The sequence below is a fragment of the Hydrogenophaga sp. GW456-12-10-14-TSB4 genome (assembly GCF_059424305.1).
Window position 1 is genome coordinate 1 of the sequence record NZ_JBWKZH010000071.1, and the last position, 16,171, is coordinate 16,171.

Here is a 16,171-nt window from a genome sequence, read left to right on the forward strand (position 1 = left end):
CCCCCAAGCAAAACCAACCACAGGAGACCCCAATGAAACGTCGCACCGCCCTGGCCGCCCTGGCCTCCATTCCCGCCGCCACCGTGAGCCTGCCGGTCTTCGCGCAAAGCCCCACCAAGATCGTGTTCGGCTACACCGCCGTGACCGACTTTGCCTCGGTCTTCGTCGCGGCGGAAAACGGCTACTTCAAGAAGCGCCTGCTCGACGTGGAGCTGAAGTTCATCCCGATCAACTCCACCATCCCGGCCGCCGTGCAGGCCGACTCGCTGCAGATCGGCGGCCCCACGCCCAGCGTGTACCTGCAGTCGGTGGACGGCGGCCTGGACCACGTGGTGGTCGCCGGCGCCGGTGTGACCTCCAAGACCATCACCGGTTTCGGCCTGGTGGCCAAGGCCGGCAGCGGCATCCGCAAGGCGCAGGACTGCCTGGGCAAGAAGATCGGCGTGCCCGGCCTGGGCGCCTTCCTGCACGTGACCTTCCGCGCCTGGCTCAAGAGCCAGGGCGTGGACTACAAGAAGGTGAACTTCGTGGAAGCCGCCTTCCCGCAGCACGGCGACCTGCTGCGCGGCGGTTCCGTGGACGCCGTCGTGAGCGCCGACCCCTTCATGAGCCGCATCACCGACACCGGTGTGGGCTACGTGGCCTCGTACTACTCGACCTTCCTGCCCGAGAACCAGCCCACCATCATCCACGTCGCGCGGCGCGACTGGGTGGCGAAGAACCCGTCGGCCGCGCGCGGCTTCCGCGAGGCCGTGCAGGAGGCCGCGGCCTTCATGGCACAGCCGAAGAACGACGCCGCCGTGCGCGCGGCCATCGGCAAGTACATCAAGCTGCCGCCCGAGGTGATCGCCAAGGTGCAGATCTCGCCCGCCGGCCCGGTGGTCACCGAGAAACAGCTCACCTACTGGGTCGACCTCATGAAAGACCAGGAAATGTTGAAGACGGTGCCCGACGTCTCGCGCCTCATCGCCAAGTGACCATGACCGATACCGTTCTGCACTTCGACCACGTCGCCATCGAACTCGGTGGGCGGCAAATCCTCTCACCCACCGAACTGACGGTGAAGCGCGGCGAGTTCGTGTGCGTGATCGGTCCCTCGGGTTGCGGCAAGACCACGCTGCTGCGCGCCGCCGCCGGCTTCGTGACACCCAGCCAGGGCAGCGTGCGCCGCAAGGGCGTGCCCATCACCGGCCCGAGCCGCGAGGTCGCCTTCGTGTTCCAGGACTACGGGCGCGCCTTGCTGCCCTGGCGCACGGTGCAGGCCAACGTGAGCCTGGCGCTGGAGGCGGCGAACGTGCCGGCGGCCGAGCGGCCGGCGCGCATCGAACACGTGCTCAAGACCGTGGGCCTGGCGGCGCACGGGCACAAGTACCCGGCGCAGCTCTCGGGCGGCATGCAGCAGCGCGTGCAGATCGCGCGCTGCCTGGCGCAGCGGCCCGACGTGATGATGATGGACGAGCCCTTCGGTGCGCTCGACGCCATGACGCGCGAAACCCTGCAGGACGAGCTGGCCCGCCTGGTGCGTGAAGAGGGTCTGACGGTGATGTTCGTCACCCACGACCTGGAGGAAGCGCTGTACCTGGGCGACCGCGTGATCGCCCTGCGCAGCAACCCCACGCCCGAGTCGCCCAGCCTGGCCGCGCTGATCGACGTGCCGCTGCCGCAGCCGCGCGACCAGCTCAGCACCAAGGAGCATCCCGAGTTCCTGCGCCTGCGCCGCGAGCTGTACCACTATCTCGGGCACTGAACGATGAAGCTGAAATCCCTCGCGTTTCCCGCGCTGCTGATCGGCGCGCTGGAGATCTGGGCGCGCACCACGGGCCAGGGCAGCGACGCCATCGCCCCGCCCAGCGCCGCGCTGCGCGCCTTCGGCGGCGCGGCCATGGACGGTTCGCTGTTCGAGGCCACGGCCTTCACGCTCGGCACGGCCGCACTGGGCCTGCTGATCGGCGCGCTCGGCGGCCTGCTGCTGGGCACGTTGCTGGGCCTGTCGCGGCGCGCCGCGCAGCTCGGTTTCCTGAGCGTCGAAGTGGCGCGCCCCATTCCTTCCGTGGCGCTGATCCCGCTGGCCATGCTGGTGTTCGGCTTCGGCCTGCGCATGGAACTCAGCGTGGTCGCCTTCGCCTGCCTGTGGCCGATGCTGGTGCTCACGCAGGCTGCGGTGCAACAGGTCGAACCCCGCTTGCTCGAAGTGGCGCGCGCGCTGGAGCTCACGCCCCGGCAGCGCTTCTTCTGGATCATCGGCCCGGCCATCGTGCCGCGCCTCTTCGTCGCCTTGCGCCTCGGCGTGGCGATCGCGCTGGTGGTCGCTGTCACGGTCGAGATCGCGGCCAACCCGCACGGCATGGGCTACGCGATGATGATCGCGCAGCAAAGCCTGGACCCGGCACTCATGCTGGCCTGGCTGGTCTGGATCGGTGTCGTGGGCTACCTCATCAACGTCGGCGCGCTCGCGCTGCAACGCCGCGTGGCGCGCGCCATGGGGGAACAGGCGGCATGAAAACCCATCGCATTCTCTCCGCCCTGGGCAGTGCCTCGGGCTCGGCCCTTGTGCTCGGGGCCTTCATCGCCCTGTGGTGGGCCGCCAGCACCAGCGGCTGGGTCAACCGCGCCTTCCTGCCCACGCCGCAGGCCACGCTGGAGAGCCTGGTGCAAGGCCTGGCCGGCGGCGAACTCGGCGGCTACACCTGGGCCACGCTCAGCCGCATGTTCAGCGGCTGGGTGCTGGCCAGTGCGCTGGGCATTGCGCTGGGCGCGGTGATCGGCAGCTCGCAGCGCGCCAGCGAATGGATCGCGCCCACGCTGGAGTTCATCCGCCCGCTGCCGGCCTCGGCCGTGATGCCGCTGGCCATCGCGCTGTTCGGCCTCTCCGGCGGCATGGTGCTGGCCGTGGTGGCGTTCGGCGCCATGTGGCCGGTGCTGCTGGCCACGCTGCACGGGCTGGCCAATGTGCACAAGCAGCTGCGCGAGGTCTCGCGCTCGCTGGAGTTGAGCCACCTGGCCTTCGTGTTCAAGATCGGCCTGCCCAACGCCATGCCCGACATCCTGGCCGGCATGCGGCTGTCGATGACGGTCTCGCTCATCGTCTCGGTGGTGGGCGAGATGATCGCCTCGCAACCCGGCCTGGGCCAGGCCATCCTGCTGGCCGCTCGCTCGTTCCAGGCCAGCGAACTGTTCGCCGGCATCGTGCTGCTGGGCGCCATGGGCTTTGCGAGCAACGTGCTGCTCGCCGTGGCCGAACGCTCGCTGCTGCGCTGGCAGCGCCCCTGAATCCCACCTCGCTCCATCGGAGAACAACCATGCCCCGCAAATTCATCGACCTGTCCATCTACCTGGAGAACGACGTGGTGAGCGACCCGCCCGCGTTCGCCCCCAAGATTCAGTACTTCACGCACGACAACACCTTCGAGCAGATCGAGCCCTTCTTCCCCGGTCTGAAAAAGGAAGACCTGCCCGACGGCGAGGGCTGGGCGGTGGAGCTGGTGCAGCTCTCCACGCACAACGGCACCCACCTGGATGCGCCCTACCACTTCCACTCCACCATGGACAAGGCGCTGGGCGAGAAGAAGCCCGCGATCGCGATCCACGACGTGCCGCTGGAATGGTGCTTCCAGCCCGGCGTGAAGCTGGACTTCCGCCACTTCGCCGACGGCTACGTGGTCACGGCCGCGGACGTCGAGGCCGAGTTGAAGCGCATCAACCACACCCTCAAGCCGCTGGAGATCGTGGTGGTGAACACGCGCGCCGGCTCGCGCTACGGCCACAACGACTTCGTCTCGGCCGGCTGCGGCATGGGCTATGAAGCCACCATGTACCTGCTGGAACGCGGCGTGCGCCTGACCGGCACCGACGCCTGGAGCTGGGACGCGCCCTTCGTGCACACCGCGCAGAAGTACGGCGAGACGAAAGACGCCTCGCTGATCTGGGAAGGCCACAAGGCCGGGCGCGACATCGGCTACTGCCACATCGAGAAGATGCACAACCTGGAGGCCCTGCCGCCCACCGGTTTCTTCATCTCCTGCTTCCCGCACAAGATCCGTGGTGCCTCGGCCGGTTGGACCCGCGCCGTGGCCATCTTCGACGACGCACTGCAGGCAACGGCATAACCCCCACGCTCCGCCGCTGCGCGGGTCGCTGCCCCCCGAGGGGGCTGATCCGGCTTGGGGCGGCCCGGCGCCGGATCGCCTTTCTTTCGCAAGGAACTCTCATGGAACTCAACCACACCCACGACGCGAACACCCGCAGCTGGCTCGAATCGGCCAACGCCCCGGGCACCGACTTCCCCATCCAGAACCTGCCCTTCGGCGTCTTCCGCCGCAAGGGTTCCGGTGAAGCCTTCCGGGGCGGCGTGGCCATCGGTGACCAGGTGATCGACCTGGCGGCCATCGCGCGCGACAACGCGGTCTCGGGCCCGGCTGCACAGGCCGTCAACGCCTGCGCAGGCGACGCGCTCAACGACTTCCTGGCCCTGGGCCCGGGCGCCTGGCGCGCGCTGCGCCACGCGCTGTTCGACCTGCTCAAGACCGGCGCCAGCGGCCCCGGCGTGAACGCGCTGCGCGCCAGCCTGGTGCCGCAGGCCGAAGCGGAAATGCGCCTGCCCACGCGCATCGGCGACTACACCGACTTCTACACCTCGATCCACCACGCGCGAAACGTGGGCCGCGTGATGCGCCCGGACGACCCGCTCACGCCCAACTTCCAGTGGCTGCCGATCGCGTACCACGGCCGCGCCTCCAGCGTGGTGGTCAGCGGCACGGCGTTCCGCCGCCCCATGGGCCAGGCCATGGCACCCGGTGCCGCCGCGCCGGTCTATGGCGCCTGCAAGCGCCTGGACTACGAGCTGGAGATGGGCTTCTACGTCGGCCCGGGCAATCCCATGGGCCAACCGATTCCGCTGGCCGAGGCCGAACAGCACATCTTCGGCATGTGCCTGCTCAACGACTGGTCGGCGCGCGACCACCAGTTCTGGGAAATGGCGCCGCTCGGCCCCTTCCTGGGCAAGAACTTCTGCACCACGGTCTCGCCCTGGATCGTGACCATGGAAGCGCTCGCCCCCTACCGCGTGCCCTTCGCGCACCCGGCCGACGAGCCGCAGCCGCTGGCCTACCTGGACAGCGCGGCCAACAGCACGCAAGGCGGTGTGGACGTGCAGCTGGAGGTGCGGCTCGAAGCGCGCGAACACCGCGAGCGCGGCATCGCACCCGACCGCCTCTCGGCCACCAGCTTCCGCCACCAGTACTGGACCATTGCGCAGATGCTGGCGCAGCACACCGTGGGCGGCTGCAACCTGCAGCCCGGTGACCTGCTGGGCACCGGCACCATCTCGGGCCCCACGCACGCCGAGGCCGGCGCCATCGTGGAACTCAGCGTGGGCGGCACGCGCGACGTGCCGCTGCCGGGCATCGGTGCGCAGCGCCGCTTCCTGGAGGACGGCGACACGGTGATCCTGCGCGGCTGGTGCGAGAAGCCGGGCGCGGCGCGCATCGGCTTCGGCGAAAGCCGGGGCGAGGTGCTGCCCGCGATCGGCTGAGACCCGAGGGTCAGGCGTCGGCCGGGGACCGGCTGGCGTCGCGAAGCTGCATGAACTTGCCCAGGCCGACCACCAGCACGACGCCGGTGGCGGCGGCCACGTAGTGCAGCCAGGGGTGTGCCATGGTGTAGCCCTGCATCAGGTGGTCGTTGACGATGGTTTCGCCGCCCACCCAGCCGATCAGGGCGGCGCCCAGGGTCACGATGACCGGGAAGCGCCCCATGAGCTTGATCATCAGCGTGGAGCCGAAGACCACCAGCGGAATGCTGATCGCCAGGCCCAGGATCAGCAGCACCATGTTGCCCTGTGCGGTCGCGGCCACGGCGATCACGTTGTCCAGGCTCATCACCAGGTCGGCGATCAGGATGGTGCGGATGGCCGCCATCATCGTGCCCGTGCCTTTGTGGTGCCCGTCCTCGTCACCTTCATCGCCGCTCAGCAGCTGGTAGCCGATCCACAGCAGCAGCACGCCGCCGATGACCTGCAGGAACGACAGTTCCAGCAGCTTGGCCGCCACCACCGTCAGCACGATGCGCAGCACCACGGCCGCGCCCGAGCCGAACAGGATGGCCTTTCTTTGCTGTTCCGGCGGCAAGGAACGAGCGGCCAGGGCGATGACCACGGCGTTGTCGCCCGACAGGATGATGTTGATCCAGATGATCTTCACCAGACCGACCCAGAAGTCGGCGGTGCTGAGGAATTCCATGGTGTCTCCAGCGCTTGAGGTTTAAAGGATGGAGGCACTTTAGAAGCGAAAAACGGCGTCCGTCATTCGTGGTTCTGCGTAAACTTTCCGCGCTTCGGCGCCGAAACTTAAGCGTGTTAAGCCTGACGCGGCTGAGAGGCTTTGCGGGCACAATGCCAGCGGCGCGAGGGGCGCCTTTTTCCACCACACAACAACGAGGAGACCGTGCCATGGGCATGTTCAACTGGACCGAGAAACCGGCAACCACGCTCGCCAACGGCGGCGTGATCGCGCCCGATGAGCGCCTGCCCTGGCCGCAGACGGCGGTGATGGGCGTGCAGCACTTGATCGCCATGTTCGGCGCCACGGTGCTGGCCCCCATCCTGATGGGCTTCGACCCCAACGTCGCCATCCTCATGAGCGGCATCGGCACGCTGATCTTCTTCATCATCACCGGCGGCAAGGTGCCCAGCTACCTGGGTTCGAGTTTCGCCTTCATCGGCGTGGTGATCGCCGCCAGCGGCTACGCGGGCAGCGGGCCCAACGCCAACATCGGCGTGGCGCTGGGCGGCATCATCGCCTGCGGCCTGGTCTACACCCTCATCGGCCTGATCGTGCAGGCCGTGGGCACGGGCTGGATCGAGCGCTTCATGCCGCCGGTGGTCACCGGCGCCGTGGTCGCGGTGATCGGCCTGAACCTCGCCGGCATCCCCATCAAGAACATGGCGCCCACCGGCTTCGACGCCTGGATGCAGGGCATCACCTTCGTCTGCGTCGCGCTGGTGGCGGTGTTCACCAGCGGCATGATCCAGCGCCTGCTGATCCTCATGGGCCTGATCATCGCCAGCATCGTCTACGCCGTGCTCACCAACGGGCTGGGCATGGGCAAGCCGCTGGACCTCTCGGGCATCGCCAACGCCGCCTGGTTCGGCATGCCCAACTTCAGCGCGCCGGTGTTCCAGATGAACGCCATGCTGCTGATCGCACCGGTGGCCATCATCCTGGTGGCGGAGAACCTGGGCCACATCAAGGCCGTGACCGCCATGACCGGGCGCAACCTCGACCAGTACATGGGCCGTGCCTTCATCGGCGACGGCGTGGCCACCATGGTGGCCGGCAGCGCGGGTGGCACCGGTGTGACCACCTACGCCGAGAACATCGGCGTGATGGCCGCGACCAAGATCTACTCCACCGCCCTCTTCCTGGTCGCCGGCCTCATGGCCGTGCTGCTGGGCTTCAGCCCCAAGTTCGGCGCGCTGATCCAGGCCATTCCGCTGGCCGTCATGGGCGGCGTGTCCATCGTGGTGTTCGGCCTGATCGCCATCGCCGGCGCCAAGATCTGGGTCGACAACAAGGTCGACTTCTCCGACAACAAGAACCTGCTGGTGGCCGCGATCACGCTGATCCTGGGCACGGGCGACTACACGCTGAAGTTCGGCGGCTTCGCGCTGGGCGGCATCGGAACGGCCACCTTCGGCGCCATCATCCTGTACGCGCTGCTCAACCGCGGCAAGGCCCCCTCGAAGGCCTGAGCTTCAAGGCGGACGGGCCGGCGCCGCCTTCGGCGGCCCGCTCACCGCGCCGCCGATCCGGGACCCGATGGCGGTCCCGATCCCCGGCAGGATGGCCGTGCCCACGGCCGCACCGGCGATGGCTCCCCACGAGATCTCAACCTCCGGCTCCCGCGTCGGCCCATGCGCCGCGAAGGGCACATTCACCAGCCCGCCCCCGATCTCGAGCTCGCCCTGCGCATCGATCCGCTGGCGGTACAGGGTGGCCCGGCCGGTGGCGGTGTAGGTGCCCGCCACCGCCTTCACCTCGGTGAACTCCGTCCTCAGCCCCTGCTCGGTGTTCCGCGTGAGCATCACACCGGAGAGGCTGTCCAGCGGCGTCTGCCCAGCCCGGTCCTCGCCCAGGGACTTGATGGCCTTGTCCAGGTCCAGGCGCAGGAGCTTCGCGCGCTCAAGCTCCAGCTCGCTGCGCGTGCGCAGCGAACGGAACAGCTCGACCACCGTGTCGCCTTCGGCGCGCAGCTCGGTCTGGCCCGATGCAAGACCACCCACGAAGGCGCGCCGGTGGAAGGCCTCGAGCAAGGACGCCACCTCCACACGGCGCGGCGCGAGCTCGCCCGTCAACCGCAGGCGGCCCTCGGTCGAGGTGGCCAGCCGCGCCTGGCCATGCGCCGTGCCGCCGCCGGCCAACACGCGAAGCCGGTACAGGTCGGCACCGCCCTCGGCCTGGCCGTCGCGCGTGGCCTCCAGCGAGACCGTCGGCTCCACGCCCGGGCGGTGGATCTGCAGGCGGCGGGGGCGCCCATCCTCGTCGAAGTCGATCTCGCCGGCGTACACCACCGACACACCGCTGTGGGAGACGTAGCTGAAGTCCTTGAACGTCAGCGAGCGCACCACCACCGCGCCCTCCCCACCCGGAGTCCGGCCCCGGAAGGCCGCCAGCGACTGGCGCGGCACCACGGCGCCCTCCACCTCCAGCCGGTCGATGAACAGCTGCTGGCGCAGCAAGGGCCACAGCTGAGGGTGGATCGCAATGCGCCGCGCGCGGATGGGTTCGGGCTGCGCCGTGTGCGCGTCCAGCACCTCCACCACCGGCACGCCCCGCACGCGCCAGCGCACGGCGCCCACCACGAGCTTCTGCCCCAGCCGCGCCTCGAACTCGGCCTCCACCCGGCGCGCGAGTTCGTCGTCGCCGGGCAGAAACGCCCACACGGCCAGGCAGACGGCAACCAGCAGCGCCGCGAGGGCGCCTGCGGCCAGGGCCCAGCGGCGTGCGAGTGTCATGGGTGGGGTTGCTCCACCCCGAATGGTGGGGGCTTGGGCGGCCACCGTCTGTAGGCATTCGCCGCGTCTCCTATAGTGATGTCACCCTTACAGGAGCCCGACCTTGCCCATCTGGAAAAAACCCATCTCCGTCGAAGAACTCACCGCCATCCACCACAACACCGCCGTGCAACACCTCGGCGTGGAATTCCTGGAGGTCGGCGACGACTTCATCCGCGCCCGCGTCCCGGTGGACACCCGCACCAAACAGCCCTACGGCCTGCTGCACGGCGGCGTGAGCGTGGTGCTGGCGGAAACGCTGGGCTCGTGCGGCGCGGCCTACAGCTGCCCCGAAGGACACCGCGCGGTGGGCCTGGACATCAACGCCAACCACCTCAAGGGCGCCACCAGCGGCTGGGTGACCGGCGTCACGCGGCCGGTCCACATCGGCCGCACCACCCAGGTCTGGCAGATCGACCTCACGAACGACGCGGGCGAACTCACCTGCGTCTCGCGCATCACGATGGCGGTGCTGGCGCCGCGCTAGGGTCTGTTGACCCTAGCCGGCTCGCCGCCCCACCGAGTGGGCCACGGCGATGACAAAAGGAAGCACCAGCTCGGGAATGAGATAGGCCAGCCAGACCGCCGTGGGCTCGGGCAGGCCCACTTTCGAGATCGACAGCAGCCGGCCAACGGCCGCCATGAACACCCCGAAGGCAATGAGGTAGACCAGGGTGTCCTGCTGCCGCACCGTCCAGGCGGCCCAGAAGACAATGACGCCCATGCCGAAGTACACCCCGGCCAGGAAGCGGTGGACGTTGTCAAGTCGGGGCGTCGTCTCCGGCTGCCCCAGGGTCAGCTGCAGCGTTCCGCCAAAGAGCGCGATGGCGGCCACGAGGAAAAGACTCACCTGAACGACACGCTGGCTCAACGGCATGCTGGTCCCCCGGTTGTGGAAGCTGGCATGTTACGGCGCCGCGCGCCCGCCGGCAATCCTGGCCCGCCGCCGCGTCAGCCGCGCTCGCAGCGCCCCTGGGACGTGGCCTGGCCGCGGAAATCGCTGGTCCAGGTCAGGGCGGCGGTGTCGATCTGGATGCGCTCGTTGTCGATCGCGGTCAGGATCACCGTCTCCTGCACCGTGAAGGTGTAGACCGGCACGCCGTCGATGTGCACCGAGCGCACGCGCTTCTTGTCGTAGCCGATGCGCACGGTGCGCGTCCACGTGGTGCGGGCAGGCAGGTAGGCGGCCTCGCACACCAGCGTCACCTCGCTCACCGCGTCCACCTTCCTGTTCTTGCCCTGCGCAACGGCGGGCCCGCCCGTGGCGGCGACCAGGCCCAGCGCCAGCCAGGCGACCGCCACTCTCATGGTGCGTCGGCCTTCGCCAGACGCTCGCTCTTCCAGTAGACGTCGTCGCCGCCGTTCATGCGGTTGAGCACGCGCGCGAGCACGAACATCAGGTCGCTCAGGCGGTTGAGGTACTGGCGCGGCGTTTCCTTCAGTTCTTCGGCCTGGCCCAGCGCCACCACCGCGCGTTCGGCGCGGCGCGCCACCGTGCGGCACACATGGGCCTGGCTGGCGGCGCGGTTGCCGGCGGGCAGGATGAATTCCTGCAGGCGCGGCAGGGCCTCGTTGTGCGTGGCCAACGCCTCGTCGAGCGCGAGCACGGCCTCGGGTTTGAGCAGCTCGAACCCGGGGATGGACAGCTCCCCGCCCAGGTTGAACAGCTGGTGCTGGATCTCCACCAGCAGCTGGCGCACGTCCTCGCCCATGTCCTCGCACAGCAGCACACCGATGTGCGAATTGAGTTCGTCCACATCGCCCATCGCGTGCACGCGCAGGCTGTCCTTGGAAACGCGGGTGTTGTCGCCCAGCCCGGTGGTGCCCGCGTCGCCGGTGCGGGTGGCGATCTGCGTGAGTCGGTTGCCCATGAAATGCCTCTTGTTGGCCGATGGTGAAGCCTTGATTGTCCTTGAGGTCGGGCACCGGGCCGGAACCCGTAACCGAATGAGGGGAAATGTGTCTGAGGCAAAGGTGTTTTGAAGAGCGCAACGGCAGGCAAAAGCGCTTGGCCCGAGCGGTCGATCCGGGCGTAATGCGGCTTCGACCCGGTTTCCAAGGAGTTCACCCATGTCCCGATTTCGTCTCCAGTCCCCGTTGTCCATCTCGGAATTCGAGAAGCGCAGCGTGCAGCTGATGGCCGCCTGCGCCCTGGGACTGGCCGGTCTCTCCGGCGTGCAGGTCGCGCCGCCCACGCGCCATGCCCTCAGCGTGTTCACACCGACGTCCCGCCAGGCCGACGCACCGCGTCCCGTGCGTCTGAGCCTGGACGTCAAGTTCCTACCCTCCCGCCGCTGAAGACAAGATGGGGGCCCAAGGCTTAAACTGGCCGGCTGCACACCCCGGCAGCCGGAGACAAGCCCCATGAACGCCCCCACCGCCCTCAGCCACCTCGCCCCCGAAGTCCACCAGCGCGCCGTCCCGGCCGAGTTTCTGGCGGCCCTGCAGGCCCGCTTCGGCGCGCAGTGCTCCACCGCCCTGGTGGTGCGCGAGCAGCACGGGCGCGACGAGTCGATCTACGAGGTGCCGCCGCCGGTGGCCGTGGTGTTCGCCGAAAGCACGCAGGACGTGGCCGACGCCGTGACACTGGCCGCGCAACACCGCGTGCCGGTGATCCCCTTCGGCGTGGGCTCGTCGCTCGAAGGCCACCTGCTGGCCGTGCAGGGCGGCATCAGCATCGACGTGAGCCGCATGAACCGCGTGCTGTCCATCAACGCCGAAGACCTCACCGTGACCGTGCAGCCCGGCGTGACGCGCAAGGCGCTCAACGAGGCGGTCAAAAGCGAAGGCCTGTTCTTCCCGATCGACCCGGGGGCCGACGCCTCCATCGGCGGCATGTCGGCCACCCGCGCCTCCGGCACGAATGCGGTGCGCTACGGCACCATGCGCGAGAACGTGCTGGCGCTCGAAGTCGTCACCGCCCGCGGCGAGGTCATCCGCACCGGCACGCGCGCCAGGAAGAGCAGCGCGGGCTACGACCTCACGCGCCTGATGGTCGGCAGCGAAGGCACGCTCGGGGTCATGACCGAGATCACGCTCAAGCTCTACCCGCTGCCCGAGGCCATCTCGGCCGCGACTTGCTCCTTCCCGACCATCGAGGCCGCGGTGCGCACCGTGATCCAGGTGATCCAGCTCGGTGTGCCGATCGCACGCTGCGAGCTGATCGACCACAACTCCGTGCGCATGGTCAACACGCACAGCAAGCTCGGCCTGCGCGAAGAGAACATGCTGCTGATGGAGTTCCACGGTTCGCCCGCGAGCGTGAAGGAGCAGGCCGAAACCGTGCAGGAGATCGCCAGCGAGTTCGGCGGCAACGCCTTTGAATGGGCCGACACCCCTGAAGAACGCACGCGCCTGTGGACCGCGCGGCACAACGCCTACTTCGCCGCGATCCAGAGCAAGCCGGGTTGCCGCGCCATCTCCACCGACACCTGCGTGCCCATCAGCCGCCTGGCCGACTGCCTGCTCGACTCCGTGGCCGAGGCCGACGCGAGCGGCCTGCCCTACTTCCTCGTCGGCCACGTGGGCGACGGCAACTTCCACTTCGGCTACCTGATCGACCCCCACAAGCCCGAAGAGCACACCCTGGCCGAAGAGCTCAACCACAAGCTGGTGGCGCGCGCGCTGAGCCTGGAAGGCACGTGCACCGGCGAACACGGCGTGGGCCTGCACAAGATGGACTTCCTGATCACCGAAGCCGGGGCCGGCGCGGTCGACATGATGCGCACCATCAAGCGCGCGCTCGACCCGGACAACATCATGAACCCGGGGAAGATCTTCGCGCTATAGATCACAGAGGCCTTTGTGGTCACGAGGGTTTTGGCTCGCCCGTCCACGGCGCCACAACTTCACGCCTTTCTCCGCCACGCACCGACACCCTGGCCGCTGACGTGCTCCTGTGCCCTGCCTTCGAGGTGACATTCGTCACGATATAGAACTCACCATCGGCGACATTCGTAAACTGGAAACGTTCGGCCACATCGCAGTGCGATTTGCGCTTCAGAACAAAAAATTTCTCCGGTGAAGGTTGGAAGGACTGGTGCGCACCCGAGTGCTGGCCGCCATTCGCATTGCGATACTCCCAATTGAAGCGCTCTTGCGTATACGGTACCGCGGGAATCAGATACACGGGTTGCCCGCGACATCGCCAACCCGCCATGGCGTTGGACTCGCCCACGATGGTGTTCTCCCCCTGGCGTGCGCATGTTCTCGACAACGTCTTCGATGAAGGGCGCGTGAATCGTGGTGTGGCGGTACCGCATCTCGGCATAGCGCAACGCGGTACATACTCTGCTTAGGTAACGCGCTCTGAGCCATCACTCGACATGCGCTGACCAAGTCAATACTTCTGCCGTGCGCCCAGCCCGCGCACCTCACACCACCCATGCCGCCAGCGAAACGCCCACCGCCGTGCCCTTGCCCGGCACGCTCGTGAGCGTGGTCGACTGCCCCAGCAAGGTCGCCATGCGCTTGACGCTGTACAAGCCGAGGCCCATGCCCTCGGGCACGCGCTCCAGCTCGCCGCCGCGCTGGAACGCCTCGAAGCACCGGGCGGCATCGGCCTCGCTCATGCCGATGCCGTTGTCGATCACCATGAGCCACAGGCGCCCCTGCCTGCGCCGGCAGCCGATGAGGATGCGGCCGCCTTCGTCGGTGTAGCGCAAGGCGTTGGACAGCAGGTTGCGCACGATGCGCTGCAGCATCTGCACGTCGGTGCGAACGAGCCGCTCCGTCGGCAGGTAACGCAGCGTGACGCGGCGAGCCTGCGTCCACTGGCGGAATTCGTGCACCACAGGTTCGAGCACGGCCTGCAGGCCGACCACCTTGAGGTCCAGCACCGGCTGCTCGCTGGTGCTCATCTGGCGCATGCTGACCATGAAGTCGTTGACGAACCTCAGGGCTTCGTCAATGCCGTGCAGGAGCTTCTTGTGTTGGCGCGGTGGCGCCTGCCGCAAGGCCTGTGCATACAGACTCACGCTCTGCAATGGCTGCAGAAGATCGTGCTGCGCGGCGGCGTAGAGCAGGCTGCGGTCCTGCGCGCGGTTGACGCTGGCCTGCAGCATGTCGCGCTTGCGAACGATCTGCACGCTGACCGCACAACCCAGCAAGGCGGCCACCAGGGAGCCTTGCACGAAGTTGGAGATCAGGGTGACATGGATGGGCAGCGCAATCAGCCGGTAGAGGACATACAGCAGACCGGAGAACGCATAGACCCCCCACACCGCGAGGAACAAAAAGCGGTGTGTTTCGGCGCGCCTGATGGCGTGGCGCAGGGCGAGGTACACCATGGCAAAGGCGTACACGGTGCCGCCCATCACCAGCATGAGGCGAGAGGTCTCTGGCCTGAGGATGGCGATGAAGGGGACGACCCCGAGCCAGAGCCAGGCGCCGGCGCGCAGCAGTGCGTCCGCCCACGGGTCGTCCTCGCGGGTACCGAGGAACACGCGGGCATGTTGAGCGCTCAGGCCGAGCAAGCCAACGTAGCCCGCCCAGCCGAGCCAACCGGCTTGCCAACGGTCCAGCCACGGCAGCAGCTGGTGCATCACGCCAGACACCCACATGGCGCCCAGCATTTCGCACGCGGCCATGGCCAGGAACAGCGGCAAGGACCGGTCCGCCGCCACGGGAATGAGGGTCAACACATAGAGCACGACCACCAGGGGCACAGCCAGCACCAGGCCGATCCACAGGTGCAGCTTGCCCTGCGTCAGCACGAAGGCGTCGTCGCGCACGGCGAACAGCGGGAAGCGCATGAGGTTGTAGCCATCGAGCCGCAGCATCAGGCTGACGGTCTGTCCGGCCTGCAGTTTCAGGCGCCATGCGGGGTAGAGCAGGCCAGACGAGGGCGTGAGCGGGCGCAGGCTTTCGAGTTGCGGATGCTCTGCCCAGCGACCATGATCGTCCTGGATCCACAGGCGCACTTCGTCCTGGGTGGGCAGTTCGTAGGTGAGCAGCCAGGCCTGGGGTTCCCGGCCGGGGTTGCTGAGGGTGAGCTGGGCCCAGTAGGGGTGTGGCAGCCATTTGCCAAAGGCGTGGTTGGCGTGCGGCAAGCGGACGGCATCCCCCGCCGCGACGATGGCACCGACTTGCACGGGAGTGAGTTCGCCGCGCGGGTCGGCCACGGTCTGCAAGGCGGCCCACAGGGGCAGCCGATCCGATCCCATGTCCAGCGGCATCGCCGCGGCCGGTGGCGCACCGGCCCAGAGCAGCACGGCCATGAAGGCCAGCAGCCCTTTAAACCAGCAGGCCATTCGCTTTCGCCCAGGCGACGTACGCCCTTGAAGCCTGGGTCCGGTTCTGCACACCCAGTTGCTGAAAGATGGCGTTCAGGTGGCTGCGGACGGTTTGCGAGCCGATCTTCAGCCGCCACGCGATTTCACGGTCGCGGTAGCCATGGGCCACTTCCACCAGCACTTCACGCTGACGGTCCGTCAGCAGTGCGATGGGGTGGGAAGGCTCTTGCGGCGGCGCGAGCGTGGGTTCTGGCCGGTCGGCACCAACACGGGCTTCCAGAAACGGCCGGATTTTCTGTGCGAAGTTCTGAGGCAGGGCCGACTTGGACACGAACGCGTGGGCACCGAGGTCGAGCGCAGCCTGCTCGGTGGATTTGTCGTCGCAGGCGCTGAAGACCACGATGGGCGTGCCAGGCGCCGCGACGCGCAGGGCGTGCAGGGTGCCCAATCCCCTCGAGTCAGGCAGATGGAGGTCGGTGATGATGAGACCGGGCGGCTCGCGACCCAGCAGGCGCTTTCGCGCCTGCATCAGCGACCCCACGATCATGACGCTGCAGCCTGCATGCGCGTGGGCCTGTGGGTGCAGCACCTCCAGGCTGGCCGTGATCGAACGGATCATCATCGGGTGGTCTTCGACGATGAGGATTTCGAAAGGCGTCGGCTTGTAGGCTGGAGATGAACGCTGGCATGGCAAACCCATGGATGGATGTCCTCCCTCGTCGGCTCTTGAATGGTTGGTATGGGCACGCCTGCAAAGGCCGCCTGGGCTCAAGAACCGTCAGCCGCGCAATCTATGCCGGCGGCGCGCGACAACGCACATGACGCACGAACGAGCGCCATGCGTCATCGAAGGGATGTATTCAGGGAATGAGTCGGCACGCCGGCGTCG

The 16,171-nt window shown here is 68.0% G+C and carries 18 protein-coding genes; 10 read left to right on the forward strand and 8 right to left on the reverse strand.

Annotated features, from left to right (window positions below; genetic code table 11):
• Positions 1-32: 32 nt before the first annotated feature.
• The 6 genes from AC07ZS_RS25035 to fahA all read left to right on the forward strand — a co-directional run bounded on the left by AC07ZS_RS25035 (position 33) and on the right by fahA (position 5,530).
• On the forward strand, positions 33-977 hold the full coding sequence (locus AC07ZS_RS25035) for an ABC transporter substrate-binding protein (RefSeq protein WP_494801189.1): 945 nt from the start codon (positions 33-35) through the stop codon (positions 975-977).
• A 2-nt stretch (positions 978-979) separates the two neighbouring features.
• Positions 980-1,747: an ABC transporter ATP-binding protein gene (locus tag AC07ZS_RS25040; RefSeq protein WP_494801190.1), complete on the forward strand. Its 768-nt coding sequence runs from the start codon at positions 980-982 to the stop codon at positions 1,745-1,747.
• Between the two features lie 3 nt (positions 1,748-1,750).
• Complete coding sequence (locus tag AC07ZS_RS25045; RefSeq protein ID WP_494801191.1) at positions 1,751-2,500, forward strand: ABC transporter permease; 750 nt, start codon at positions 1,751-1,753, stop codon at positions 2,498-2,500.
• On the forward strand, positions 2,497-3,270 hold the full coding sequence (locus AC07ZS_RS25050) for an ABC transporter permease (RefSeq protein WP_494801192.1): 774 nt from the start codon (positions 2,497-2,499) through the stop codon (positions 3,268-3,270). The genes AC07ZS_RS25045 and AC07ZS_RS25050 overlap by 4 nt, the downstream gene beginning before the upstream one ends.
• A gap of 29 nt (positions 3,271-3,299) precedes the next feature.
• Positions 3,300-4,106 carry a cyclase family protein gene (locus AC07ZS_RS25055; RefSeq protein WP_291119240.1) on the forward strand — a complete coding sequence of 269 codons (807 nt, stop codon included), beginning with the start codon at positions 3,300-3,302 and terminating at the stop codon, positions 4,104-4,106.
• A gap of 101 nt (positions 4,107-4,207) precedes the next feature.
• On the forward strand, positions 4,208-5,530 hold the full coding sequence (gene fahA, locus AC07ZS_RS25060; protein WP_494801193.1) for a fumarylacetoacetase: 1,323 nt from the start codon (positions 4,208-4,210) through the stop codon (positions 5,528-5,530).
• Positions 5,531-5,540: 10 nt separating this feature from the next.
• Here fahA and AC07ZS_RS25065 read toward each other — a convergent pair whose 3' ends face one another.
• Positions 5,541-6,236 carry a TerC family protein gene (locus tag AC07ZS_RS25065; protein WP_494801194.1) on the reverse strand — a complete coding sequence of 232 codons (696 nt, stop codon included), beginning with the start codon at positions 6,234-6,236 and terminating at the stop codon, positions 5,541-5,543.
• Between the two features lie 209 nt (positions 6,237-6,445).
• Between AC07ZS_RS25065 and AC07ZS_RS25070 the strand changes: the two genes are divergently transcribed.
• Positions 6,446-7,747, forward strand: coding sequence for a solute carrier family 23 protein (locus AC07ZS_RS25070; RefSeq protein WP_494801195.1), 1,302 nt, complete (start codon positions 6,446-6,448; stop codon positions 7,745-7,747).
• A gap of 3 nt (positions 7,748-7,750) precedes the next feature.
• On the opposite strand, the gene AC07ZS_RS25075 is transcribed toward AC07ZS_RS25070, so the two are convergent.
• Entirely contained in the window at positions 7,751-9,010 is a 1,260-nt protein-coding gene (locus tag AC07ZS_RS25075) for a translocation/assembly module TamB domain-containing protein (RefSeq protein WP_494801196.1), read from the reverse strand.
• 103 nt (positions 9,011-9,113) lie between these two features.
• Between AC07ZS_RS25075 and AC07ZS_RS25080 the strand changes: the two genes are divergently transcribed.
• Positions 9,114-9,536, forward strand: coding sequence for a hotdog fold thioesterase (locus tag AC07ZS_RS25080; protein WP_494801197.1), 423 nt, complete (start codon positions 9,114-9,116; stop codon positions 9,534-9,536).
• Positions 9,537-9,548: 12 nt separating this feature from the next.
• Here the strand turns inward: AC07ZS_RS25080 and AC07ZS_RS25085 are convergent, their stop codons facing one another.
• From AC07ZS_RS25085 to AC07ZS_RS25095, 3 genes are all read right to left on the reverse strand, one after another.
• Complete coding sequence (locus AC07ZS_RS25085; RefSeq protein WP_494801198.1) at positions 9,549-9,926, reverse strand: DUF4345 domain-containing protein; 378 nt, start codon at positions 9,924-9,926, stop codon at positions 9,549-9,551.
• A 74-nt stretch (positions 9,927-10,000) separates the two neighbouring features.
• A complete protein-coding gene (locus tag AC07ZS_RS25090; RefSeq protein ID WP_494801199.1) occupies positions 10,001-10,357 on the reverse strand; it encodes a hypothetical protein in 357 nt (118 codons plus the stop codon).
• Complete coding sequence (locus AC07ZS_RS25095) at positions 10,354-10,920, reverse strand: cob(I)yrinic acid a,c-diamide adenosyltransferase (RefSeq protein WP_494801200.1); 567 nt, start codon at positions 10,918-10,920, stop codon at positions 10,354-10,356. Before AC07ZS_RS25095 ends, AC07ZS_RS25090 begins: the two co-directional genes overlap by 4 nt.
• A 199-nt stretch (positions 10,921-11,119) precedes the next feature.
• Between AC07ZS_RS25095 and AC07ZS_RS25100 the strand changes: the two genes are divergently transcribed.
• Complete coding sequence (locus AC07ZS_RS25100) at positions 11,120-11,347, forward strand: hypothetical protein (RefSeq protein WP_494801201.1); 228 nt, start codon at positions 11,120-11,122, stop codon at positions 11,345-11,347.
• Between the two features lie 66 nt (positions 11,348-11,413).
• Entirely contained in the window at positions 11,414-12,838 is a 1,425-nt protein-coding gene (locus AC07ZS_RS25105) for an FAD-binding oxidoreductase (protein ID WP_494801202.1), read from the forward strand.
• A gap of 19 nt (positions 12,839-12,857) precedes the next feature.
• On the opposite strand, the gene AC07ZS_RS25110 is transcribed toward AC07ZS_RS25105, so the two are convergent.
• The 3 genes from AC07ZS_RS25110 to AC07ZS_RS25120 all read right to left on the reverse strand — a co-directional run bounded on the left by AC07ZS_RS25110 (position 12,858) and on the right by AC07ZS_RS25120 (position 15,982).
• Entirely contained in the window at positions 12,858-13,226 is a 369-nt protein-coding gene (locus AC07ZS_RS25110) for a hypothetical protein (RefSeq protein WP_494801203.1), read from the reverse strand.
• 196 nt (positions 13,227-13,422) lie between these two features.
• Positions 13,423-15,300, reverse strand: coding sequence for an ATP-binding protein (locus AC07ZS_RS25115; RefSeq protein WP_494801204.1), 1,878 nt, complete (start codon positions 15,298-15,300; stop codon positions 13,423-13,425).
• Complete coding sequence (locus AC07ZS_RS25120) at positions 15,284-15,982, reverse strand: response regulator (RefSeq protein WP_494801205.1); 699 nt, start codon at positions 15,980-15,982, stop codon at positions 15,284-15,286. Before AC07ZS_RS25120 ends, AC07ZS_RS25115 begins: the two co-directional genes overlap by 17 nt.
• Positions 15,983-16,171: the final 189 nt, after the last annotated feature.